Genomic DNA, 23,459 nt, shown 5'->3' with positions numbered 1-23,459 from the left:
AGGGAGTGTGCCCAGCCATGATCGGCGCCGAGTTACTGTCACCTGAAACCCTTACGGTAGGGTGGTTGATCTATGTACCGGTGCTGATCTGGGCCGTTGCGCGAGCATCGTGGGTCGAACTGTTCAGCGACAGTCACCGCCAACATCTGTTGTTTGGCACGGTGTTCGCGCTGTTCATGCTCTGGCTGGTGCGACAAGACTTCGACACCGGCGTGTCCTACCACTTTATCGGCATGACCGCCGTGACCCTGTTGCTCGACTGGCCGCTGGCGATTGTCGGCGGGTTGGTCGCGCAAGCGGGACTAGTGCTGCTCGGGCGGCAAGATCTGGCGGCGATGGGGGTCAACGGCGCGCTGCTGATTCTGCTGCCGGTGCTGGTCACCGAGTGCTGCGCCATCCTGGTGGAGCGAGCGCAGCCACGTAATCCCTTTGTGTATATCTTCGTGTCCGGGTTTTTTGCAGCGGCGCTGTCGGCGTTGCTGTGTCTGCTGCTGGCGCTGTGGTTGCTGTGGTTCGACGAACGTTTCGCCATGCCGTATTGGCTGGAAGATTTTGTCGGTTATCTGTGGCTGCTGATTTTCCCGGAAGCGTTCATCAACGGCATGGTGGTCAGTGCGCTGGTGGTGTTTTGCCCCGAGTGGCTGGAGACGTTCAATCGCACGCGCTACCTTTCGGCCCCCTGGAAAGACGACGATCCCAAATCTTGATCCACATCAAAGGCATAAATCGCTGATGCTTCCATGCTCGGGGAAACCTTCAGGAGCATCGAAATGAGTGTCTACGAATGGGCAAGGCAGGAGTTGCGTCAGAGTCTGGATGGGGCGCAGGAAGTGGGGTTTGATCCGGGGTTGAGCCTGCGCGCCTTGCTCAGTGCAGTGGTGCAACAGAGCAAGGCAGTGCGCAGCGCCGAAGACCTGGCCGATGAGTTGCGCTTTCTTGCGGAAAACCTCGATGACAGCCAGGACTACGGTTTCATGCGGCCTTGAAGATCAGTGACGCGGGTCGAAGTCTTCGCTGAACAGTTCGTCTTCGGCATCCGGGCTGACCGGAATCTTGTGTTCTTCCGAAGCCCAGGCGCCCAGGTCGATCAGTTTGCAACGGTCCGAACAAAACGGCCGGAAGGTGCTTTCTGGGCTCCATTCAACAGGGGCGCCACAGGTTGGGCATTCGACGGTTGGGGTTTGGCTCATGACTGGCCTCCACGCAAAGTAAGGTAAAAGTGATGCAGGCGTTCAACCTCGCTGTGCAGCCAGGCGAGGTCGCGGTCGTTGACCACCACATCGTTGGCGTGGCTCACGCGGTCCTGTCGGCTGGACTGGGCCTTGAGGATCGCCTGGACCTGTTGCTCGCTGGTCTGGTCACGCTGCAGGGTGCGCTCGATCTGTAGTTGTTCCGGGGCATCGATCACCAGAACCCGTTGGGTCATGGCGTACTGCCCGGACTCGATCAGCAGCGGCGAAACCAGAATCGCGTAAGGCGATTGTGCCTTGGCCAGATGATCGGCGATTTCCTTGGCGATCAACGGATGCAGTAGCGCTTCGAGCCAGCGGCGTTCGTCTGGCACTTCGAAGATCAGTTTACGCAACGCCACGCGATCCAGCTGCCCGTCGGCTTGCAATACGCCGGGGCCGAAGTGTTCGGCGATCCTGGCCAGCGCCGGGCGCCCCGGTTCCACCACCCAGCGCGCTGCGTGATCGGCGTCCACCACGTGCACGCCCAGGTCGATGAAGTGCCGGGCAGCCGCGCTTTTGCCGCTGCCGATGCCGCCGGTCAGGCCGAGAATCCAGGGTTTTTCCACAGGGGTATTCATTTCAAACCGACAAACTGCCAATAGAAGTCGGTTATTTGACCACCCCAGAGCAAGGCAATCCAGCCGGCAATTGCCAGAAAGGGTCCGAAGGGGATCGGCGTGGAGGTTTTCGCGTTGCGCAAACGCAGCAAAATCACGCCGACAACGGCGCCCACCATCGACGATAACAGGATGGTCAGTGGCAAGATCTGCCAGCCACCCCAGGCGCCGAACATCGCTAACAGCTTGAAATCACCGTGGCCCATGCCTTCCTTGCCGGTGATCAGCTTGAACAGCCAGAACACCGACCACAACGCCATATAGCCGGCCACCGCGCCCCACAATGCATCATGCAAGGACACGAAAAGTCCGAAGCTGTTGACGATCAGCCCCAGCCATATCAGCGGCAGCACCAGCACATCCGGCAGCAGTTGGTGCTCGGCGTCGATCAGGCTCATCGTCAGCAACCCCCAGCTTAGGAGCAGCGCCATGCAGGCCTGCCAGCCGAAACCGAAATGCCAGGCGATGAACGCCGAGAGCAGACCGCAAGCCAGTTCGGTCAGTGGGTAGCGTTTGCTGATGGCTGCCGTGCAGTTCGAGCATCGACCCCGTAAAAACAGATAACTGAGCACCGGAATATTTTCCCAGGCGCGGATTCGATGGCCGCAATGTGGGCACTGGGAATGGGGCAGCATCAGGTTGAAGGTCGATAGCGGTGTTTCGCCTGGCAAGCCCAACACTTCACGAGCCTCCTCACGCCATTCGCGGTCAAGCATTTTTGGCAGGCGCCAGACCACCACGTTGAGAAAGCTGCCAATCAGCAGGCCGACCAACATGGCTGAGATTACGAAGGTCAACGGGTAGAGGGTCAGAATGTCGTTAAAGGGCATGTCAGATCGCTGAGCCAAGTTGGAAGATGGGCAGGTACATCGCAACCACCAGACCACCGACGATAACACCCAGCACCACCATGATGAACGGCTCCATCAGGCTGGTGAGGTTATCAACCATATTGTCCACTTCGTCCTCGTAGAAGCTCGCGACTTTATCGAGCATGTCGTCCAGCGCGCCGGACTCTTCGCCAATGGCGGTCATCTGAATCGCCATGTTGGGAAAGATGCCGGAGGTGCGCATGGAAAAATTCAGCTGCATGCCGGTGGATACGTCCTGCTTGATGCGCAGCACCGCACGTTTGAACACGATATTGCCGGTCGCGCCGGCCACCGAATCCAGAGCTTCCACCAGCGGCACTCCGGCAGCGAAGGTGGTCGATAGGGTGCGGGCGTAACGGGCCACCGCAGACTTGTACATCAACGTGCCAATCAACGGCAGTTTCAGCAACCAGGTGTCCATCCAGTCCCGAAAGCCCTGAGACGTTTTAAAAGCATGGCGCACGCCAAAGATCACCGCGATCAGTACGCCGAGCAACATCCACCACCACGTCTGCATGAACGCCGACAAGCCAATGACCATCACGGTGAAAGCCGGCAATTCGGCGCCAAACCCTTTGAATACCGATTCGAACTGCGGCACCACTTTGATCAGCAGAATTGCGGACACAATGATCGCAATGAACACCACCGCCAGCGGGTAGGTCATGGCTTTCTTGATCTTGGCCTTGAGGCTTTCGCTCTTTTCCTTATAGGTCGCCACTCTATCCAGCAGGGTATCGAGGGCACCGGCCTGCTCGCCGGCATCTACCAGGTTGCAGTACAGCTCATCGAAATACTGAGGCTTTTTGCGCAGGGAAGCGGCGAAGCTGTTACCCGCCGCGACTTCCTGTTTTACCTCGTCGATCAGTGTGCGCATGGCCGGGTTATCGAAGCCTTCACCGATGATGTCGAAGGACTGCAACAGCGGTACGCCGGCTTTCATCATGGTCGCCATCTGCCGGGTGAACAGAGCAATGTCCTGGGCCTTGATGCGCTTGCCCAGGTTGAAAATCGAGGTGGACTTCTTGCGCACCTTGCCGGGGTTGATGCCCTGCTTGCGCAACTGGGCCTTGATCAACGCCGGGTTCTGACCGCTCAACTCTCCCGTCGCTTTGGTGCCTTTGCGGTCTGTACCTTCCCAGGCGTAGACGCTGATTTTTGCTGCTTTGACCGCCATATTCAGTCCTTGGTGACCCGGTTGATTTCTTCAAGGCTGGTGATGCCTTGCATGGCCTTGAGCAGGCCCGACGTCCGCAGGTCGTTGAAGCCGTCTTTACGCATCTGGATGTCGATTTCCAGTGAGTTGCCTTCGGCCATGATCAGCCGTTGCAGGTCCGGGGTATTCTTCACCACTTCATAAATCCCTACTCGCCCTTTGTAACCGTTGTTGCAGTGATCGCAACCGACTGGCTCATAGATCGTGAATGAGCCGATCCGTTCCTCGGGGAAGCCTTCCTTGAGCAGCGCCTCCCGGGGAATCTCGATGGGTTTCTTGCAATGGCTGCATAGCTTGCGCGCCAGGCGCTGGGCGATGATCAGGCTGACCGAGGTAGCAATGTTGAACCCCTGGATGCCCATGTTGTGCAGGCGTGTCAGGGTTTCGGCGGCGCTGTTGGTGTGCAGGGTCGACAGCACCAGGTGCCCGGTCTGGGCGGCCTTGATGGCTATTTCTGCGGTTTCGAGGTCACGAATCTCGCCAACCATGATTACGTCCGGGTCCTGGCGCAGGAACGAGCGCAGCGCCTGGGCAAAGCCCAGTCCCTGTTTGGGATTGACGTTGACTTGGTTGATGCCTTCCATGTTGATCTCCACCGGGTCTTCGGCGGTGGAAATGTTGATGTCCACGGTATTGAGGATATTCAGACCGGTGTAGAGCGACACGGTCTTGCCCGACCCGGTGGGGCCTGTCACCAGAATCATCCCCTGTGGCTGCTTGAGGGCGGCCATGTACAGGTCTTTCTGGTCCGGCTCATAGCCGAGGGCATCGATGCCCATTTGTGCGCTGGACGGGTCGAGGATCCGGATCACCACTTTCTCGCCCCATAGGGTCGGCAGGGTGTTGACCCGGAAGTCTATGGATTTGCTCTTGGACAGGCGCATCTTGATCCGCCCGTCCTGGGGCCGACGCCGTTCCGAGATGTCGAGACTGGCCATGACTTTCAGTCTCGAGGCGATGCGGTTGGCCAGTTGAATCGGCGGCTTGGCGACTTCACGCAGCATGCCGTCGGTGCGCATCCGCACGCGGTAGGTTTTTTCGTAGGGCTCGAAATGCAGGTCGGAAGAGCCGCTCTTGATCGCGTCGAGCAACATCTTGTGGACGAAGCGCACCACGGGTGCGTCGTCGGCGTCTTGTCCGCCAATGGAATCCTGTTTGTTGTCATCGATCGACTCGATGTCCACACCATCAAGGTCGACATCGGCCATGTCTTCCAGGCCGGTGCTAGGGCTGTCGAAGAATTTTTCGATGGCATCGGTGAGCTTGTCGTCTTCAACCAGAATGGCTTCGGTATTGAGCCCGGTGCTGAACTGGATGTCATTGATGGCCTGGTGATTGGTCGGGTCGGACACGCCCACGAACAGTTTGTTGCCGCGTCGCCAGAGGGGCAGGGCGTGGTGCTGGCGGATCAGTTTCTCGCTGACCAGGCCCTTGGGTTGGGTTTCCTTGTCCAGGCAGTTGAGGTCGAGCAAGGTCATGCCGAAGTGTTCCGACGCGATCTCGGCGACCAGGCGGCTTTTCACCAGCTTGTTCTGCACCAAATAGGTGACTAGCGGGGTTTTATCACGTTGGGCTTGCTGATACGCCTGTTGCGCGCTTTTGTCAGTGAGCAGTTCGGCCAGGACCAATTGCTTGGTCAGACCGCTAAGGGCGATGTCATTCATTGGGATTCCAAGCGCAGACAGTTCATGACTTATAGCCTAGTCAAGCGGAGGAACCAAACCAGCGACGTTCAGGTGACAAAAAGTGTCAGATAGTGCGGATTCTGGGGGTGGGAAAGGGGTTTGTGTCGCTCGCACGCCCCGCCAACACGGGGTGAAGGGCTTGGCATGGGCTGTGCTGCGGCTAATTCAGATCATGAGATTTCGACTCATGCATGGAGCTTGTCTATGAATACTCAGAAAGGTTTTACGCTTATCGAGCTGTTGATCGTGGTGGCGATAATCGGGATCCTGGCGACGGTTGCGCTACCGCAATATTCGAAGTATCAATCGCGGGCGAAAGTAACTGCAGGTCTTGCTGAAATATCGGCACTGAAGGTCTCTTACGAAGACATTATCAATCAAGGTAACGCCCCCACCCTCGCTCTGATGGGCGTTAACGCGACCACAGGTAATTGCACGATTGCGGTGGCGGGCACCGTCGCTACCGGTGTTGGCAGTATTGGCTGCACGATCCTCAATGCAAACGGCCTGGTGGCCGGCAAGACCATCACGCTTTCGCGCACGCTTGACGGTGGCTGGACTTGCGCCTCGACAGTACTCAAAGAGTACGCGCCTAACGGTTGCCCTGGCGTCTGATCCAATTCCAAGCCTGTCCCATGCCCCGCGATTCACAACGCGGGCCATTTTTTTGTTCGTCATTTGAGGGGTCGATTCAAATAATCAAGAAAATCCCGACATTTCATGGCCTTAGGCCTGCGAAAAAACCCGCAACTTGCATGTAGAGAATCTCGCAGTCATGCATTTTGCATGATTTCGAAAACCCTCTGTTTTTATAAGCTACTGATTTATAACGGTTTATTGCTTGGCTGAAAGTTGGCACAGCGTTCGCAATATCTCCAGTAACCCTGCTGACAAGACACGCAGCAGACCTTATGAAAAACAGGAGTTACTCGTATGAAGAAGTTCGCTATCGCTGCCGCTACTGCTACCGCGCTGACCCTGACCATGGCCAACGCTGCATTTGCACAGACCACCACCACCCAAGCCCCGATGACTCTGGCGGCGGGTGAAATGACTAAGGCTAAAGAATCCACTTCCGATACCTGGATCACTACCAAAGTCAAAGCAGACCTGGTGACTGAAAAAGGCATTCCTGGTACCGACATTAAAGTCGAAACCAACAAAGGCGTTGTGTCCCTGTCGTCCACCGTTGCGGTGACCGACGCTCAGAAAACCACCGCAGTGGCCATCGCCAAGAAAATCAAAGGCGTCAAAGCGGTCTCCGCTGACGGCCTGAAAGCCGAGTAAGGCAAGACTTCTCGCCTGGACTGGGAGAAGGCGCGGCAGGCGGGCCGAGCAATACGTCAGCCGCTTCTGGAGAGTTCATGCGAAAGGCCATAAGGATGTGGCCATTACAGGCCCCGGCATTCGTGTCGGGGCCTGTTCTATTTGGGGCAACGCAAAACAACTGTGGGAGCGGGCTTGCTCGCGAACGCGTCGTGTCAGCCAACATAAATGTTGAATGATCAACCGCATTCGCGAGCAAGCCCGCTCCCACATTAAATTGCGCCCACATAAGATCGTGGTGAGTTCAGTTACCACGCTTGCTGGTGATCTGCTTCAAGCGATTACCTTCAAAACGCAGGTACTGATACATCCCGCCGTTGGGCCCGTAGGTCCATTCCTCGACTTGAAACTCTTCCCGCCGGTTAGCGCTGCGCTTGTAGCCCAACAGATCACGGCTGACCGGTTCACCGCATTTCTGCAGTACTTCGCTGGACCTGTCCCCGACACTGACCAATTGACTGCCGCAGCGTAGGGTATCGGCTGCCGAGGCCTGACTGGCAGCCATTGCCAGTGCCAGGTACATCAGCCATTTCGCGCCCATCACTCGGCATCCAGATGCAACGGCGTCACCACTCGGCCGTCACTTTGCGCTTCGCCAAGGTTAGCGTCGATGAAGTACACGCGGTCATCGGCCAGCTGACCCTTGTCGACCAGATAGTCCTTGATGCTGCTGGCGCGTTCCTGACCCAACTGACGCAACAGCACGTCGCTGGAACTCCAGAACTTGATCACGCCTTCGCGCATTTTTACCGTGCGTTCTTCCTTGCCAAGATCCTTCCACTCGGCGGGCGGCTGCGTCTTCAGGCGCGTGCGGTAAATTCCTTCCAGCAGCGAACCCTTCTCGTTGTCCGGTACTTGCACCAGCGAGGCCTGAGCCGGCACTTTGTCACCGCGGCGCTGGAGCATTTTGTAGTAGTTGTATTGGTATTCACGTTCCAGACGTTGCTCGGCGATCAGTGGGCCATCGCTGCTTGCGGCAGCCGTGCCTTCGATTTCCAGGCGCAAGGCCGGACGTTCCTTGAGGGCCTGGGACAGTTTGACCAACGAACCCTCGGCATCCTTGCTCAGGTCGCTTGAACCCGGCGCAAACGAGACAGTGCCCAGATCTTCCGAGCCGCCGCCACTGACCAGCCCGCCAATCATTTTGAATGGCGCCGCAGCAGCTTTGACGATCAGGTTGCGCAAGGTCTGCCAGACAATCGGCATGATGCTGAACTGTGGGTTGTTCAGGTCGCCGGTCACCGGCAGTTCAATGGAAATCTTGCCGTCGACGTCCTTGAGCAACGCGATCGCCAGTTTCAGCGGCAGGCTCACGGCGTCCGGACTGTCGACTTTCTCACCCAGTTGCAGCTGCTCGACCACCACTTTGTTTTCGGCCTTGAGCTGGCCCTTGGTGATCAGGTAATGCAGGTCGAGATTGAGTCGGCCCTTGCGGATGCGGTAGCCGGCGAACTTGCCGGAGTAGGGCGTCAGCGTGGTCAGTTCAACACGTTTGAAGCTGGTGGCGATGTCGAGGCTGGCCATCGGGTCGAACGGGTTGACCGAGCCCTTGATGGTGACCGGTGCATAGCGGTCGACCTTGCCTTTGATATCGACACTGGCTGGTTTCGCCTGACGGCTGTCGATGGTGCCGATCTGGCCGTTGAGTTGTTGCACGGCGGTGGCGAAGTTCGGGGTCAGGCTGAAGTCGGCGAAGTTCGCCGAACCGTCATTGATGGCAATGCCGCCAATGTGGATGCCCAGCGGTTTTTCCTTGCCGGCAGGTTTGGCAGCAGCCGTTTTGGCGCCGGAGTCGGGCGGTTGCGGAATCAGCAGATCATCGATGTTAGTGGTGCGGTCATCGTTGATCATGAAGCGCGCATAAGGCTGGAACAGTTTGACCTTGTCGATCGACAGGCTATCGCCGTGCTGATAATTCAGGCCTTCGAGCACCAACTGCTGCCACTTGAGGAAGTCGCGGGTTTTGAGGGTGTCGAGGGTATGCAGTTGATCGACCTGAGCTTTGCCTGTGACGCTGAATGCCAGCGGCTCGGTGCTTTTCAGATCGACCGCCAGATCACTGCCGAGCATGCCGCTGCGCAGTTCCAGGCGAATGAACGGGGTGATGTAGGACTGGGCGACGCGCAGGTCGATGTCCTTGGTTTGTACTTTTAACTTGGCGCTGACCGGGGCGAGATTGACGATACCGTCTGCCGTGATCTTGCCTTGCTTGCCCACGCCCGTATCGAGCTTGAGGTTAAAAGGCGAGCCATTGAGGCTGTCGAAATTCTGCAGGTCCAGGTTCAGCGGGCCGACGTCCAGCGCCACGGCGGGTTGCGCCTTGCGATCAGCCAGATGCACCTGGTAATCGCGCAGTTGCACGTCTTTGAGCAGCACCTGCCATGGTTTGCTCGGTGGCGCCGGTCCGGGTTTCGGTGAATCGGCAGTTGCCGGGGTGGTGGCCAGTTCGGCTTTGGCTTTGGTGGCTGCTTTGGACGGTTGGCTGGCGAACAGTTTCTGCCAATCGAGTTGCCCGTCGGCTTCAAGGGCGGCCCAGGTTTCCAGTTTCTGGCTGCGGATCTTGCCGACGACCACTTGCTGCTTGGCCAGGTCTACGGTGGTTTCGCTGATGTCCAGCCGCCCAAGCTTCGCCAGCGGCCGACCGTCCGGTGCCTTGATGTTGAAAGGCGCGACGCTGACGGCGACGTTGCTCAGTAGTAATTCGGTTTCTTTGGACAGGTTCAGCTTGTAATCGGTGCTCAGGTTCAGGGTGCCGTTTTCCAGATCCAGCGGCACCGAATCGCGCACGTATGGCCACCAGACTTTCATGTTGCCATCGGTGACTTTCAACTTACCTTCGGAGGCAATCGGGATCAGGCTGAAATTGCCGGTCCAGTCGATCTGTCCACCGGCAGGGCCGACGGCCACCAGGGTCATGTCGGCGTTATCTTCTGGCAGGGTGCTGAGGTTCTTCAGCTCGAAGTCGAGTTTGTCGTAGAGGAATTCGATCGGCTCGCTGGGCCGTGCATCCTGGAAGTGCACATAGCCGTCGGCCAGTTTGATCCGCTCGATGCGCAACGGGAACGGTTTGGCGTTCGGGTCGGCCGGGGTCGGTTCACTGGCGGGGATTTTGAACAGGCCAAGCAGATTGAGCTTACCGTCCTTGCCGAAGAGGATTTCGGTCTTGGGTTTGTCGATTTCGATATCGGACAGGTGCAGCGCCTTGGTCCAGAGGCTGTCGATCTGCAAGTTGGCATATAGTCGCTCGAAGCCGACCTGTTCCTTGCCCGGCTCGCCGATGATCAGTCCCCAAAGGGTGACTTCAAGGCTGAACGGGTTGAGTTCGATCCGCGAAATCGTGGCGGGCGTCGTTGCGTAACTGGCCAATTGTTGATTGGCCACCCGTAACGCGATGCCCGGCAAAATCAGAAACCCCAGCAGGCTGTAGAGGGCTAGAGCGGTCAACAGAGCGCCAATAGCGCGAATCAATCCTTTGGGCATGTGTGGCTTCATCTGTCTGAATCGGAGTGCGTTGGAGTATGGCACGCGTTTCCGGTTCCGAAGTGATCATGCTTTATAGGATTTATCTGATTTTTCGGACGAATCTCAGAGCTGCAGAATCAGGGTTTTCAGCGGCGGCTGCTCATCCATTGACGGAAAATCGCCGCCCGGTTTCATCACTGTCCACTCGCGCACCGGCCGGCCGGCTTTCTCTGCACAGCGCAAAACTTGCTCGCGCCAGTCGTCCATGCTGACTTTTGCCAGGTTGTTGCAGCAGATCAGCACGCCATTGTCGGCGGTGGTCAGTAGTGCCGGCTTCAGCAGGCTCTGATAGTCGCGCAGCAAGTCGACGGTGCCGAAAGCGCTCTTGGCCCAGGCCGGCGGGTCCAGCAGCACCAGGTCGTACTGACGCTGTTCCAGACGCTGAAAGCTCGGCAGTTTTTGCCCGCGGCGCTGGCTGATCGGTAGGCCGGCCAATTGGCGGATTGCCGGGAAGTAGTCGGACTGGATGAAGTCCATGGTCGGCAACTGCGGATTGAGCAGGCCGTTCTCACGGCCGACGGCCAGGTTGCCTTCAGCGAAGTCGAGGTTGCAGACTTCGCTCGCGCCACCGGCCGCAGCACTCAGGCCGACGCCACAGGTGTAGGCGAACAGGTTCAGCACACTTTTGTTTTTGCTGTGCTGCTTGACCCAGCCGCGCGTGTTGCGCAGGTCGAGGAACAGCAGCGGATCCTGGCCGGCGTGGCGGCCGCGAACCCGGTAATTCAGGCCCCATTCGTGACCGATCAAGTCTTGCAGGGCAGCTTCGTCGGCGCGGTAGACGGTGTCTTCACGGTCGATGCGCGAATTGCCACGGGAGCGATCGTTGTAGACCAGCAGCGTTTCGAGGCCCAGGTGCTGATTGATGGTGTCGTGCAGTTGCAGCAGCGCGTCTCGCTCCAGCGACTGGTGAAAGCTTTGCACCAGCAATTGCGGGCCGTAGCGGTCGATCGTCAGGCCGCCGGCGCCTTCCTGGCTGCCGTGGAACAAGCGATAGCAATCGGTGCCTTGCTGATGCAGTTCGGCCAGCAGGTCCTGACGACGATCGAGGGCGGCGCGCAGCGCCTGATTCAAGGAAGACATGCTGGGCGCCTTGCAGGAGGGAATTTGGCGCGGGAGTTTAACAGCTTGGCGCGGGACCGCGGTGCTGCCTTCGCGAGCAAGCTCGCTCCCACAGGGGATTTGTGTCGTTCATCAGACCAATGTGGGAGCGGGCTTGCTCCGGGCGGCGTTCCGACGAAGCTTTTCAGCTGTTTCTAGCTGAGCAACCCCATCCGTCGTTTGGCCCGGTGCACCGAGCCGTTACGCACCGCCCAACGCAGCATCGGATTGCTGCGGTTGACGCCGGCGCGGATCAGCTTGCGTTGCAGCGGGCTCTGGCTGACGCCCAGCATGTCACTGGCCCAGTCCGGCAGCAGGTCGATCCCGGCCTTCATCATCAAACCGCCGAAAGGTCTGGCCAAACGGCTGGGGGACGGGGCGTTCAGCAACAGCCGTAACACCTCTCGACTGCGCTCGTCGCACAGCAGTTGTGGACGAATGCGCTCAAGGTAATCAGCAATTTCCTGCCGTGAACGTGGCACGTCACGGGCGCCGAGCCGTTCGGCAACCAGCGCGATTTCCGCGTAGTAACGATCCTGATCAGCCAGGGACAGGTCCGGATTGCGGTAACGCAAATGGGCTGCGAGGAAGTTGCTGACTTCGGCCACGTGCACCCAGGTCAACAGATCGGGATCACTGGCGGCGTAGGGCCGGCCATCCGGTGCCGTGCCGGTCACTTGCAGGTGGATGGTGCGGACTTTCTCGATCAGCCAGTCGGCGTCCTTTCGCGAACCGAAGGTGGTGCCGGAAATGAACTGCCCGGTGCGGCGCAGTCGGCCGATCATGTCCTCGCGAAAATTCGAATGGTCCCAGACCCCGGCCAGGGCCAGTGGATGTAGAGCTTGCAGCATCAAGGCGCTGATGCCACCGATCAGCATGCTGCTGAAGTCGCCATGCACTTGCCAGCTCACCGAATCGGGCCCGAACAGGCCGGGATCACCCTTGGGGTTTTCCAGGTCGAGCTTGCCCAGAGACAGACCGGTCAGGCTCATGATCTGGGTTTCGATGCGGGTTCGAATGAATTCCATGGCGACTCAGTGGCGGAAAAGGAGGCGCGGCCATTAACGGCCGCGCAGGCTTTTGAAACAAGCGATTATTGGTTCAGGCGTTTATCGACCAACTCCTGGACCACGCTCGGGTCAGCCAGGGTCGAGGTGTCGCCCAGGCTGTCCAGTTCGTTGCAGGCGATCTTGCGCAGAATGCGCCGCATGATCTTGCCCGAACGGGTTTTCGGCAAGGCCGGCGCCCACTGGATCAGGTCCGGTTTGGCGAAGCTGCCGATTTCCTCGCTGACGTGAGCCAGCAGTTCTTTCTTCAGTTCGTCACTGGGCTCGGTGCCGTTCATGGGGGTGACGAAGGCGTAGATGCCCTGACCCTTGATGTCGTGGGGGTAACCGACCACCGCCGCTTCGGCGATGCTGTCGTGCAGCACGAGCGCGCTTTCCACTTCCGCGGTGCCGATGCGGTGTCCGGAGACGTTGATCACGTCGTCGATGCGCCCAGTGATCCAGTAATCGCCATCCTCATCGCGCCGGGCGCCGTCGCCGGTGAAGTAGTAACCGGGGTAGGGCTTGAAGTAGGTATCGACCATTCGTTGCGGGTCGCCGTAGACGCTGCGGATCTGCGCCGGCCAACTGGACTTGATCGCCAGCACGCCGCTGCCGGCGCCTTTGATTTCCTTGCCCGCTTCATCGAGCAACACCGGTTGCACGCCGAACATCGGTTGCGTGGCGCAGCCGGGTTTGATCCGTTGAGCGCTGACCAGAGGGCTGAGCATGATGCCGCCAGTTTCGGTCTGCCACCAGGTATCGACGATCGGACAACGCTGTTCGCCGACAGCATTGAAGTACCACTCCCACGCTTCCGGGTTGATGGGCTCACCGACACTGCCGAGTAATCTGAGGCTCGCGCGGGAAGTTTCCTTCAACGGTTCGGGGCCTTCACGCATCAGGGAGCGCAGGGCGGTCGGGGCGGTATAGAAAATGTTCACATGGTGCTTGTCGATCACCTGCCAGAAGCGTGAGCTGCTCGGGTAGCTCGGCACGCCTTCGAAGATCAGCGTGGTCGCGCCGTTGGCCAACGGACCGTAGACGATGTAGCTGTGGCCGGTGACCCAGCCGACATCGGCGGTGCACCAGAAGACTTCGTCGTCACGGTAGTCGAGCACGTACTTGAAGGTCATCGCCGCTTGCAGCAGATAGCCGCCGGTGGTGTGCAGCACGCCTTTGGGTTTGCCGGTGCTGCCAGAGGTGTAGAGGATAAACAGCGGGTCTTCGGCGTCCATCGGTTCAGGCGGGCAATCGTCACTGACGTCGCGCAGCGCCTGGTGATACCAGATGTCCCGGCCCTCGACCCAGTCCACTTCGCCCTGAGTGCGCTCGACCACGATGACGGTGCTGACGTTCGGGCAACTTTGCAGCGCCTTGTCGACTTTCTGCTTGAGCGGCACGAATTTTCCACCGCGCACGCCTTCATCGGCGGTGATCACGGTGCGGCAGTCGGCATCGAGAATCCGGTCACGCACAGAGTCCGGAGAGAAACCACCGAACACCACCGAATGCACCGCTCCAATGCGCGTGCAGGCGAGCATGGCGTAGGCGGCTTCGGGGATCATCGGCATGTAGATGCACACGCGGTCGCCTTTCTTCACGCCACGGCTTTTGAGCACATTGGCCAGGCGACAGACGTTGTGATGAAGTTTTTTGTAGGTGATCTGCGCGGATTCGGCAGGGTCGTCGCCTTCCCAGATGATCGCAATTTGATCGCCGCGCTTTTCCAGGTGACGGTCGATGCAGTTGTAACTGACATTCAACTTTCCGCCGGCGAACCAGCTCGCCTCACCGGTTTTCAGGTTATAGCGCTGGACGGTATCCCACGGCTTACTCCAGTCGAGAAAGCGTGTGGCCTGTTCGGCCCAGAAGGTGCTGGGGTGTTCGATGGATTGGCGGTACAGGCGCGTGTAGTCGTCTTGACTTAATTGTGCAGCCCGGCGGACGGCATCGGCTTGGGGGAACGTGCTGATATCGAACATGACGGTTCCTTATTCTTGTTTTTCGACAAGTAATAAAGATGCGCCGAGTAGCGAAAGGGTTCAAGCCAGACACAAAACCAATGTGGGAGCGGGCTTGCTCGCGAAGGCGGTGGGTCAGTCGACATAAATGCTGAATGACAAACCGTCTTCGCGAGCAAGCCCGCTCCCACAGGGTTAGCCGCGGTGACGACCGCGGAAGTAGTTGATCAGGCCTTGGGTTGAAGCATCGTCAGCCGGGGTTTCTTCGCTGCCGACCAGGCGGTTGTAGACGCCTTTGCCCAGCTCTTTACCCAGCTCCACGCCCCACTGGTCGAAGGCGTTGATGCCCCAGATCACGCTTTGCACGAAGACTTTGTGTTCGTACATCGCCACCAATGCGCCGAGACGACGCGGGCTGATGCGCTCAACCACCAAGGTGTTGCTCGGACGGTTGCCCGGGATCACCTTTTGCGGTGCGATTTTGTGCACCTCTTCTTCGCTCATGCCCTTGTCGCGCAACTCGGTTTCGGCCTCGGCAAGGGTCTTGCCCAGCATCAGCGCCTGGCTTTGCGACAGGCAGTTGGCGTACAGCCACTGGTGGTGGTCGGACACCGGGTTGAAGCTGACGATCGGCACGATGAAGTCGGCCGGGATCAATTGAGTGCCCTGGTGCAGCAACTGGTGATACGCATGCTGACCATTGCAGCCGACGCCGCCCCAGATCACCGGGCCCGTGTCGGTGGACACCGGAGTGCCGTCCTGGCGCACGCTCTTGCCGTTGGATTCCATGTCCAGCTGTTGCAAATGCTTGGTGATGTTACGCAGGTAGTGGTCGTACGGCAGGATCGCGTGGCTCTGCGCGCCCCAGAAATTTCCGTACCACACGCCGAGCAGGGCCAGCAGCACCGGCATGTTCTGTTCGAAAGGCGCGCTCTGGAAATGCTGGTCCATGGTGTAGGCACCGGACAGCAGTTCCTTGAAGTTCGACATGCCGATGGCCAACGCGATTGGCAAACCGATGGCCGACCACAGCGAGTAACGGCCGCCAACCCAGTCCCACATCGGGAAGATGTTTTCTTCGCGGATCCCGAATGCCACCGCCGCTGCATTGTTGCTGGAGACGGCGATGAAGTGACGGTACAGCTCGGCTTCCGAACCACCCTGAGCCAGGTACCAGGCGCGTGCGGCCTGGGCATTCTTCAGGGTTTCGAGGGTGTTGAAGGATTTTGACGAAACGATGAACAGCGTGGTTTCGGCGCGCAGTTTCATGGTCAGTTCGTGGAACTCACTGCCGTCGATGTTCGCCAGATAATGGCAACGCACGCCCTTCTGGGCGTAGGACAGCAGCGCTTCGGAGACCAGCTCCGGGCCGAGGAACGAGCCCCCGATGCCGATGTTCACCACGTCAGTGATCGGCTTCTCGGAGTAACCGCGCCACAAACCGTCGTGGATACGGCCCACGAGGTCGGTGATCTGGTTCAGGACCTTGTGCACTTCCGGCATCACGTTGACGCCGTTGACCTTCAGCTTGTCGCCGACCGGACGGCGTAGCGCGGTGTGCAAGGCCGGACGGCCTTCGGAGGAGTTGACGATTTCGCCTTCGAACAGCGCTTTGATCGCGCCCTGGAGGTCGACTTCGTTGGCTAGGCCCACCAGCAGATCGCGGGTCTGGGCGTTGATCAGGTTCTTCGAGTAGTCGAGAAACAGGCCGCAGCTGCTGAGGGTGAATTGGGTAAAGCGCTGCGGATCGGCATTAAAGGCTTCGCGCATGCTGAAATCCTGCATGGCTTGGCGGTGGTCATTCAACGCTTGCCAGGCGGGCAGAGCGGTAACGTCTTGAGGGGTGCGGTAATACGCCATCGCTGCGGGTTTCCTTTTTACTTGAACGGCCTTTTGAACACTAAAAATACCGGAGCGCTGTGGGTGGGCGTCCGGTCAACTGCGTCGACACGATTTCATGACACAGGGCGAATACAGTAAACCTCGCGCTGCGATCTGTCTTGACTTTGTCTGACCCGTTCCCGGTACTTTTTTATACATCGAGCAGGGAACGGTCCGACAAACGGAAGGGGGAGGGGCTAAGACTGGATCAGGCGACCTGAACCGGAATGGCATTGCTGGTATGGCTCAGTTCATTACCCGGCGCCATGTAGAGCATGCGTGGCTTGAAATTGAGCAGCTCGGCTTCGCTGTAGTGGGCGTATGCGCAAATGATCACTCGGTCACCGACCTTGGCCTTGTGTGCGGCTGCACCGTTGACCGAGATCATGCGCGAACCTTCTTCGCCACGAATCGCGTAGGTGGTGAAGCGTTCACCATTGTCGACGTTGTAGATCTGGATCTGTTCGTACTCTCGGATGCCGGACAGGTCCAGCCATTCGCCGTCGATGGCGCAAGAACCTTCGTAATCGAGTACAGCGTGGGTGACTTCGGCGCGATGCAGCTTGGCCTTGAGCATGATGGCGTGCATGAGTGTTTCCCCAGGTCGGAATCGAACGGCGGGCAGCGCCCACAGGCGCGTAGGAGCTGCCGTAGGCTGCGATCTTTTGATCTAGCCGTTCAGTTTTTGATCTTGTTGTTTATTCTTTGATCTTGCCGTTTAAACCGCAGCGTCGAGATTCAGATGCAGGTTATCGATCAACCGCGTAGTGCCCAGGAACGCCGCCACCAGAATCACCAGATCCCGATCTTGCGCAGTTGCCGGACGCAAGGTCTGGGCATGACGAATCTCCAGATAGTCAGGACGCCAACCCGCCGCTTCAAGCTGCTTGATCTGCGCGCTGATTACGGCCGGGAAATCCCGTTCGCCCTGTTTGATCGCGTCGGCAATCTGGCTCAAACCGCGATACACAACCGGCGCAACGGCCCGCTGTTCTTCGCTGAGGAAACCATTGCGCGACGAGAGCGCCAAGCCATCGGCTGCACGTACCGTCGGTTCGCCGATAATCTGGATCGGCATGTTCAGGTCATGCACCAGGGCGCGGATCACCGCCAGTTGCTGGAAGTCTTTCTGGCCGAAGATCGCCAGATCCGGCTGGACCATGTTGAACAGCTTGGTGACCACCGTCGCCACACCTTCGAAATGCCCGGGACGGCTGGCGCCGCAGAGGCCTTCGGAGAGTTGGGGGACGCTGACGCGGGTCTGGCCGACTATGCCGTCGGGGTACATTTCTTCAACGGTTGGCGCGAACAGCAAGTGGCAACCGGCCTGGAGCAGTTTCTCCTGATCGGCTGCGAGGGTGCGCGGGTACTTGTCGAGGTCTTCGCCGGCGCCGAACTGCAGCGGGTTGACGAAAATGCTCGCGACCACGAAATCCACCCGTTGGGTGGCTTTGGTCACCAGTGCCACATGACCGCTGTGCAGGTTGCCCATGGTCGGCACGAAGCCGATGCGCTTGCCTTCACTGCGGGCACGGGCCACGGCGGCCCGCAATTCGCGTACGGTTTTTACGGTGTTCATGCAGAGAATCCGTGTTCGATACCAGGGAAAGTCGCCGCTTTGACTTCAGTGACGTACGCACCAAGCGCAGCTTGAATGTTTTGTTGCCCGGCCATGAAGTTCTTCACGAACTTCGGCACGCGGCCAGTGATCGACAGGCCGAGCATGTCGTGCAGAACCAGCACCTGGCCGTCGGTGGCACTGCCGGCGCCAATGCCGATCACCGGGATTTTCACCGCTTGGGTGATTTCTTCGGCGAGCTCACTCGGAACGCATTCGAGCAGCAACATCGCCGCACCAGCCTGTTCCAGGGCGATCGCATCGGCACGCATCTGCCGCGCCTGGTTTTCGTTGCGACCCTGGACTTTGTAACCGCCGAGGATATTCACCGATTGCGGTGTCAGCCCCATGTGCGCGCACACCGGGATACCGCGCTCGGCCAGCAGACGGATCGAGTCCGCCAGCCACAACGCACCTTCAACCTTGACCATGTGCGCACCCGCCTGCATCAACAGGGCACTGTTGGTCATGGCTTGTTCGGTGGTGGCGTAGGCCATGAAGGGCAGGTCGGCGAGGATCAACGCATCGGTGTTGCCACGTTTGACGCACGCCACGTGGTAAGCCATTTCAGCGGTGGTGACCGGCAGGGTGCTGTCGTGACCTTGCAAAACCATGCCAAGGGAGTCGCCCACCAGCAGCACTTCGACACCAGCCTCATTGCAGGCGTGGGCGAAGGTCGCGTCATAGCAGGTCAGCATGGTGATTTTTTCACCTTTTTGCTTGAGACCTTGCAGAGTGGTCAGGGTGATGGCTGGCATGAAAAGTTCCTCATTCAGGCGCTGTGGAAACTACTGCGAGTAACGCGCGTGATTCTTCGTTAAATACAGGCGCACGGTCTGTTGTCGTGCTTTTAAGGCCTGGATTGCGCCCTTCAACGCCGTGTTGGCGGCAGCGGGACGCCTATAGTCGTGAGGAGAACTCGGGAAGTCAATTGCGTGTGTTACCGCATTGTTACGCGTGGGGTGTTACCGGGGTAACTGATGCGATTCAGCAACAGATTTTGTGTTCAACACAAAAACCAATGTGGGAGCGGGCTTGCTCGCGAATGCGGTGTGTCAGTAAACACTTAAGTTGAATGACACACCGCATTCGCGAGCAAGTCGAATCGTCGCACCGCCGCTCCCACAGGGGATTTTTGTCAATTTTGGGGGAGACGCTCCAGCCCGACGAACGGGCAGGCGGCGAGCAATTCGCTCAGTGTGCGACCATCGGCCAGACGCAAATCCGCAGGCGCCAGTTCGGCCAGAGGATACAGAACGAACGCCCGTTCCTGCATATGGTAGTGAGGCACCTTGAGGCGAGGTTCATCGATCAGCCGATCGCCGAACAGTACGATGTCGAGATCCAGCGTACGCGGCCCCCAACGTTCAAGGCGCTCGCGGCCCTGCCCGTTCTCGATGGCTTGCAGCGCATCCAGCAGCTCCAGCGGCGGGAGCGTGCTGTCGAGGGCGGCAACCGCGTTGGTGTAACGCGGTTGGCCGGGCAGCAGCGAGTCGCTCTGATAAAACCCGGAAACCCCGATCAGTTCGGTCTGCGGCAACTGTGCCAGCGCGTCGACGGCGCTGCGCAATTGTTCGGCGGGGTCAGCCAGATTGCTACCCATGCCGATGTAGATGCGTTCCATGGATTACTCGCCCGTGGCGCTCGGTGCGCCGGCGGTACGTTTGCGCTTGGCGCCACCGCTGCGGCGACGTTTGCGTGGAGCGCCGGTGCCGTCATCCTTGCCGCTGAGGTCGCGGATCATGTCGCGACGTTCGCTGTCGTTGGCGTCCTGATAATCCGTCCACCATTCGCCCAGACCATCAGTCTGCTCGCCAGCGCTTTCGCGCAGCAGCAGGAAGTCGTAACCGGCACGGAACCGTGGGTTGTCCAGCAACAGGTCGGCGCGCTTGCCGCTGCGGCGTGGCAGACGCTCCTGCATGTCCCAGATCTCGCGGATAGGCATGGTGAAGCGTTTCGGAATCGCGATGCGCTGGCACTGTTCGGCGATCAGTTCATGAGCCGCTTCCTGCATCGCCGGAATTGGTGGCATGCCGCGCTCTTGCAGGCGCAGTACACGAGCCGGCAGGGCAGGCCAAAGCAGCGCCGCAAACAGGAACGCCGGGGTTACCGGTTTGTTCTGTTTGATCCGCAGATCAGTGTTGATCAACGCTTCACTGATCAGCGTGTGGGTATAGGTCGGGTTGTATTCCAGGGCCTCGGCACTGGCCGGGAACAGCGGATCGAACAGCTGCAGGTCGACCAGCATCTCGAAGGTGTCCGCGGCATGGCCGGAGAGGAACAGCTTGAGCACTTCTTCGAACAGGCGGGCCGATGGAATCTCGCGCAGCATCGGCGCCAGTTCACGGATTGGCGCGGCGCTGTGTTTTTCGATGCCGAAATTCAGCTTGGCGGCGAAACGCACGGCTCGCAGCATCCGTACCGGATCTTCCTGGTAGCGTTGCTTCGGGTCGCCGATCAGGCGGATCAGGTGATTGCGGATGTCGTGTACGCCGTTGGCGTAATCGAGGATGCGCTCGCTGACCGGATCGTAATACAAGGCGTTGATGGTGAAGTCGCGGCGTTGCGCATCTTCTTCCAGCGTGCCGTAGACGTTATCGCGCAGGATGCGCCCGCTTTCGTTACGGGAAGACTGGTTGCTGTCTTCCTCTTCATCGTTTTGCGGGTGATTGGCGCGGAAGGTCGCGACTTCAATGATTTCGCGGCCAAAGTGGATGTGTACCAACTTGAAGCGACGACCGATGATCCGCGCGTTGCGGAATTCGGCCCGCACCTGCTCAGGCGTGGCACTGGTGGCGACGTCAAAATCTTTCGGCGTGATGCCGAGCAGCATGTCACGCACACAGCCGCCGACCAGATAAGCCTGGTAACCGGCGTTCTGCAGGCGTTCGACGATGTTCACCGCGTAGCGACTGAATTGGGCCTTTTGCAGCGAATGTTGGCCGCTGTTGAGCACTTCAGGCGTACTGCGAATGTGTTGCGTATGACGCTTGGGAGAACGGAATGACTGGAACAGCTTCTTCAGCATGGGATGCACTGTTTGAAGGAATGTTCGGCCAAAACGAAGAATGACCGCATGATGGGCGGGGATTCTAGCATTTAGTCGGGGGATGGTGTAGGAAGCTGCGCAAGCGCTTGAAGGGGGGGGCTTGTTGGTGCGGATTGGCTCTGTGGTAGCAGCTGCCGAGCCTGCGAGGCTGCGTTCGACTACGCAGTAGTCGTAAAACCAGAGATTGCGGTGTGTCAGAAGAAACCCGGTGCTTGTATTGGCGACTGCTTCGTCCGAATGCGGCCCAAACCGAACGCAGCCTCGCGTTGCTCGACAGCTGCTACAAAGTCGAACGCACTGCCGCTACAAGGGCCAAACGCCAGAAACTACAAGGGGAGCCGAAGCTCCCCAAGAAAGTAGTTGCGTGCTCTATTTTTATTTTTGATTCGGGCTTCTTGTTTTTGTTGAGTGCCCTCGCCATGAAGTTTTTCCTTCATGACCCTCCCAATCGGGAGCCAAGAGCAAACGGATTGCTTTGGTCGCTGTGTTGCAGTGATCTTGCGATCCAACCAGTTCAGGCTCTGTCTTGTGACAGTTTTTTGTTGTTCTCGGCCTGGTCGTGGGGCAAGCCCCAAATACAACGCCTCTCCAAAAGAATCAGTTAGCTGCGCCTCTCGCCGTCTTGTTTTTATTGTGCGTGAGTCGATACGTCTTATTTTTATTGTCTTGTGCATTGCTTGTTATTGTTCTTGTACCAAACATATAGCAGGGTGCGTGCCAACTTTTGCGAAGCCCAGCAAAACAAGGGGTTAAGCTGGCTGGTGAGGTTTTCAGAGGCCAAAAAAAGCCGGGGCTTCGTTACCGTAAGCCCCGGCTTCTGTTACGTGAAAAATCTGAGGTAACAGTTTCTTCACGAAGTCACGTGTTACCCACGCATCAGACAGGTGACATTCAGCTTTCGCTGGCGACCCCGGTCTTGCGCCGCGGGATGCCCAGGCGCTGACGGCGTTCCCACAGGCATTTGCGACTGACACCGAGTTTGCGCGCCAACTCGGTTTCGGTCATGTGGTCCTGATGCTCGAGAACGAAGTGCTGGAAGTAGTCTTCCAGTGACAGGTCTTCGGTCGGCTCATGGCTATTGTTACCGGCGGCGCTGCCCTGTTGTGGGGGCAGGCCAATGAAATCGTCATCGTCCAGATCGCTCAGTTCGATGTCGATCCCCAGCAGCTCGGCGGAAATCTCCGGGCTCTCGCACAGGATGACCGCACGTTCTACTGCGTTTTCCAGCTCTCGAACGTTACCCGGCCAGGAGTAATGACGAATGGCTTGCTCGGCATCCGGGGCGAACTTCAGATCGGTGCGGTTGACCCGCGCACTCTGCCGCGCCAGGAACGCGGTGGCAATTTCGTTGACGTCGGCGCCGCGCTCGCGCAGGGCCGGTAGTTTCAGGGCGATCACGTGAAGGCGGTAATACAAGTCTTCACGGAACTGGCCGATCTTCGCCAGGCTCTTCAGGTCCCTGTGAGTCGCGGCGATCAGGCGCACATCGACTTTCTGGGACTGCACCGAACCCACGCGACGAATTTCACCTTCCTGCAGCACGCGCAGCAGGCGGGCCTGGGCTTCCAGTGGCAGTTCGCCGATTTCGTCGAGGAACAAGGTGCCGCCGTCGGCCGCTTCTACCAGGCCGGCACGCCCGGCGCTGGCGCCAGTGAACGCGCCTTTTTCGTGGCCGAACAGTTCGGACTCGATCAGGCTTTCCGGAATGGCGGCGCAGTTCACCGAAATCATCGGCGCCTTGGCGCGTTTGGACAAATTATGCAGGGCGCGCGCCACCAGTTCTTTACCGGTGCCGGATTCGCCCTGGATCAGGACATTGGAGTCGGTTGGCGCGACTTTGCGGATCTTGCTGTACAGATCCTGCATAGGCGGGCAGGAGCCGATGATGCCGATTTCGCCGTTGCTGTTATTGACACCCGGTTTCGCGGCGCCGTTGCCGGCTTTGCCGACGGCAGGTTCACCGCTGGCTTGCACCGATTGCCGGTCACGCAGGATTCGCGCGACGGCCTGAAGCATTTCGTCATGATCGAAAGGCTTGGCGATGTAATCCACCGCGCCCATCTTCATCGAGTCGACCGCCGAACGCAGGCTGGCGTAGCTGGTCATGATCAGCACTGGAGTGCCCTGGCCGAGTTTGATCAACTCGGTGCCAGGCGCGCCCGGCAGACGCAGGTCGCTGACGATCAGGTCGAACGTGGGAATGGTGAAGCGTTCTTGTGCTTCCTGCACTGAACCGGCTTCGCTGACCTGGTACTGGTTACGTTCCAGCAGGCGGCGCAAGGCGGAGCGGATAATTGTTTCGTCTTCGACGATCAAAATGTGCGGCATTGATT

General features: G+C 58.8%; 21 protein-coding genes. 4 read left to right on the top strand and 17 right to left on the bottom strand.

The window, feature by feature from the left end; translation table 11 throughout:
* Nucleotides 1-17: 17 nt before the first annotated feature.
* Together E3W21_RS25575 and E3W21_RS25570 are read left to right on the top strand one after the other, a co-directional pair.
* The gene (locus E3W21_RS25575; protein ID WP_134422298.1) at nucleotides 18-707 is read left to right on the top strand and encodes an energy-coupling factor ABC transporter permease; all 690 of its coding nucleotides are present in this window, start codon (nucleotides 18-20) and stop codon (nucleotides 705-707) included.
* A gap of 63 nt (nucleotides 708-770) precedes the next feature.
* A complete protein-coding gene (locus tag E3W21_RS25570) occupies nucleotides 771-986 on the top strand; it encodes a hypothetical protein (protein WP_033054332.1) in 216 nt (71 codons plus the stop codon).
* 3 nt (nucleotides 987-989) lie between these two features.
* Here E3W21_RS25570 and yacG read toward each other — a convergent pair whose 3' ends face one another.
* Genes yacG through pilB form a run of 5 tightly spaced genes read right to left on the bottom strand, consistent with a single transcriptional unit; the run spans nucleotide 990 to nucleotide 5,601 of the window.
* Complete coding sequence (gene yacG / locus E3W21_RS25565; RefSeq protein WP_134422296.1) at nucleotides 990-1,190, bottom strand: DNA gyrase inhibitor YacG; 201 nt, start codon at nucleotides 1,188-1,190, stop codon at nucleotides 990-992.
* Nucleotides 1,187-1,810 (bottom strand): dephospho-CoA kinase, encoded by a 624-nt coding sequence (coaE, locus tag E3W21_RS25560; protein WP_134422294.1) that lies wholly within the window; start codon nucleotides 1,808-1,810, stop codon nucleotides 1,187-1,189. The genes yacG and coaE overlap by 4 nt, the downstream gene beginning before the upstream one ends.
* On the bottom strand, nucleotides 1,807-2,679 hold the full coding sequence (locus E3W21_RS25555; RefSeq protein WP_134422292.1) for an A24 family peptidase: 873 nt from the start codon (nucleotides 2,677-2,679) through the stop codon (nucleotides 1,807-1,809). Before E3W21_RS25555 ends, coaE begins: the two co-directional genes overlap by 4 nt.
* A gap of 1 nt (nucleotide 2,680) precedes the next feature.
* On the bottom strand, nucleotides 2,681-3,898 hold the full coding sequence (locus E3W21_RS25550; protein ID WP_134422290.1) for a type II secretion system F family protein: 1,218 nt from the start codon (nucleotides 3,896-3,898) through the stop codon (nucleotides 2,681-2,683).
* A 2-nt stretch (nucleotides 3,899-3,900) separates the two neighbouring features.
* Entirely contained in the window at nucleotides 3,901-5,601 is a 1,701-nt protein-coding gene (gene pilB, locus E3W21_RS25545) for a type IV-A pilus assembly ATPase PilB (RefSeq protein WP_134422288.1), read from the bottom strand.
* A 225-nt stretch (nucleotides 5,602-5,826) separates the two neighbouring features.
* Here pilB and E3W21_RS25540 point away from each other — a divergent pair, with 225 nt between their 5' ends.
* Together E3W21_RS25540 and E3W21_RS25535 are read left to right on the top strand one after the other, a co-directional pair.
* Nucleotides 5,827-6,237 (top strand): pilin, encoded by a 411-nt coding sequence (locus tag E3W21_RS25540; protein WP_134422286.1) that lies wholly within the window; start codon nucleotides 5,827-5,829, stop codon nucleotides 6,235-6,237.
* A 318-nt stretch (nucleotides 6,238-6,555) separates the two neighbouring features.
* A complete protein-coding gene (locus E3W21_RS25535; RefSeq protein WP_129441155.1) occupies nucleotides 6,556-6,909 on the top strand; it encodes a BON domain-containing protein in 354 nt (117 codons plus the stop codon).
* A gap of 283 nt (nucleotides 6,910-7,192) precedes the next feature.
* Here E3W21_RS25535 and E3W21_RS25525 read toward each other — a convergent pair whose 3' ends face one another.
* From E3W21_RS25525 to E3W21_RS25465, 12 genes are all read right to left on the bottom strand, one after another.
* Complete coding sequence (locus E3W21_RS25525) at nucleotides 7,193-7,489, bottom strand: DUF2845 domain-containing protein (protein ID WP_129441159.1); 297 nt, start codon at nucleotides 7,487-7,489, stop codon at nucleotides 7,193-7,195.
* Nucleotides 7,489-10,428, bottom strand: a complete 2,940-nt coding sequence (locus tag E3W21_RS25520; protein ID WP_134422282.1) for a DUF748 domain-containing protein — start codon at nucleotides 10,426-10,428, stop codon at nucleotides 7,489-7,491. Before E3W21_RS25520 ends, E3W21_RS25525 begins: the two co-directional genes overlap by 1 nt.
* 105 nt (nucleotides 10,429-10,533) lie before the next feature.
* Entirely contained in the window at nucleotides 10,534-11,550 is a 1,017-nt protein-coding gene (locus E3W21_RS25515) for a class I SAM-dependent rRNA methyltransferase (RefSeq protein ID WP_134422280.1), read from the bottom strand.
* 173 nt (nucleotides 11,551-11,723) lie between these two features.
* A complete protein-coding gene (locus E3W21_RS25510; RefSeq protein WP_134422278.1) occupies nucleotides 11,724-12,596 on the bottom strand; it encodes an oxygenase MpaB family protein in 873 nt (290 codons plus the stop codon).
* 65 nt (nucleotides 12,597-12,661) lie between these two features.
* On the bottom strand, nucleotides 12,662-14,599 hold the full coding sequence (gene acs, locus E3W21_RS25505) for an acetate--CoA ligase (RefSeq protein WP_134422276.1): 1,938 nt from the start codon (nucleotides 14,597-14,599) through the stop codon (nucleotides 12,662-12,664).
* A gap of 174 nt (nucleotides 14,600-14,773) precedes the next feature.
* Nucleotides 14,774-16,438, bottom strand: a complete 1,665-nt coding sequence (gene pgi, locus E3W21_RS25500) for a glucose-6-phosphate isomerase (RefSeq protein WP_134422274.1) — start codon at nucleotides 16,436-16,438, stop codon at nucleotides 14,774-14,776.
* A gap of 229 nt (nucleotides 16,439-16,667) precedes the next feature.
* Nucleotides 16,668-17,048, bottom strand: coding sequence for an aspartate 1-decarboxylase (panD, locus tag E3W21_RS25495; protein WP_003228271.1), 381 nt, complete (start codon nucleotides 17,046-17,048; stop codon nucleotides 16,668-16,670).
* Nucleotides 17,049-17,177: 129 nt separating this feature from the next.
* Entirely contained in the window at nucleotides 17,178-18,038 is an 861-nt protein-coding gene (gene panC, locus E3W21_RS25490) for a pantoate--beta-alanine ligase (RefSeq protein WP_134422272.1), read from the bottom strand.
* Nucleotides 18,035-18,835 carry a 3-methyl-2-oxobutanoate hydroxymethyltransferase gene (panB, locus tag E3W21_RS25485; RefSeq protein ID WP_134422270.1) on the bottom strand — a complete coding sequence of 267 codons (801 nt, stop codon included), beginning with the start codon at nucleotides 18,833-18,835 and terminating at the stop codon, nucleotides 18,035-18,037. Before panB ends, panC begins: the two co-directional genes overlap by 4 nt.
* 380 nt (nucleotides 18,836-19,215) lie before the next feature.
* Nucleotides 19,216-19,701 carry a 2-amino-4-hydroxy-6-hydroxymethyldihydropteridine diphosphokinase gene (gene folK / locus E3W21_RS25480; protein WP_134422268.1) on the bottom strand — a complete coding sequence of 162 codons (486 nt, stop codon included), beginning with the start codon at nucleotides 19,699-19,701 and terminating at the stop codon, nucleotides 19,216-19,218.
* 3 nt (nucleotides 19,702-19,704) lie between these two features.
* Nucleotides 19,705-21,105 carry a polynucleotide adenylyltransferase PcnB gene (locus E3W21_RS25475; protein ID WP_008153304.1) on the bottom strand — a complete coding sequence of 467 codons (1,401 nt, stop codon included), beginning with the start codon at nucleotides 21,103-21,105 and terminating at the stop codon, nucleotides 19,705-19,707.
* Between the two features lie 912 nt (nucleotides 21,106-22,017).
* Nucleotides 22,018-23,454, bottom strand: coding sequence for a sigma-54 dependent transcriptional regulator (locus E3W21_RS25465; protein WP_129441175.1), 1,437 nt, complete (start codon nucleotides 23,452-23,454; stop codon nucleotides 22,018-22,020).
* Nucleotides 23,455-23,459: the final 5 nt, after the last annotated feature.

The organism is Pseudomonas sp. F01002, assembly GCF_004402115.1.
Lineage (GTDB): Bacteria > Pseudomonadota > Gammaproteobacteria > Pseudomonadales > Pseudomonadaceae > Aquipseudomonas > Aquipseudomonas frigoris.
The sequence above is the reverse complement of the archived record's forward strand: the minus strand, read 5'-3'. Positions and strand labels throughout refer to the sequence as shown.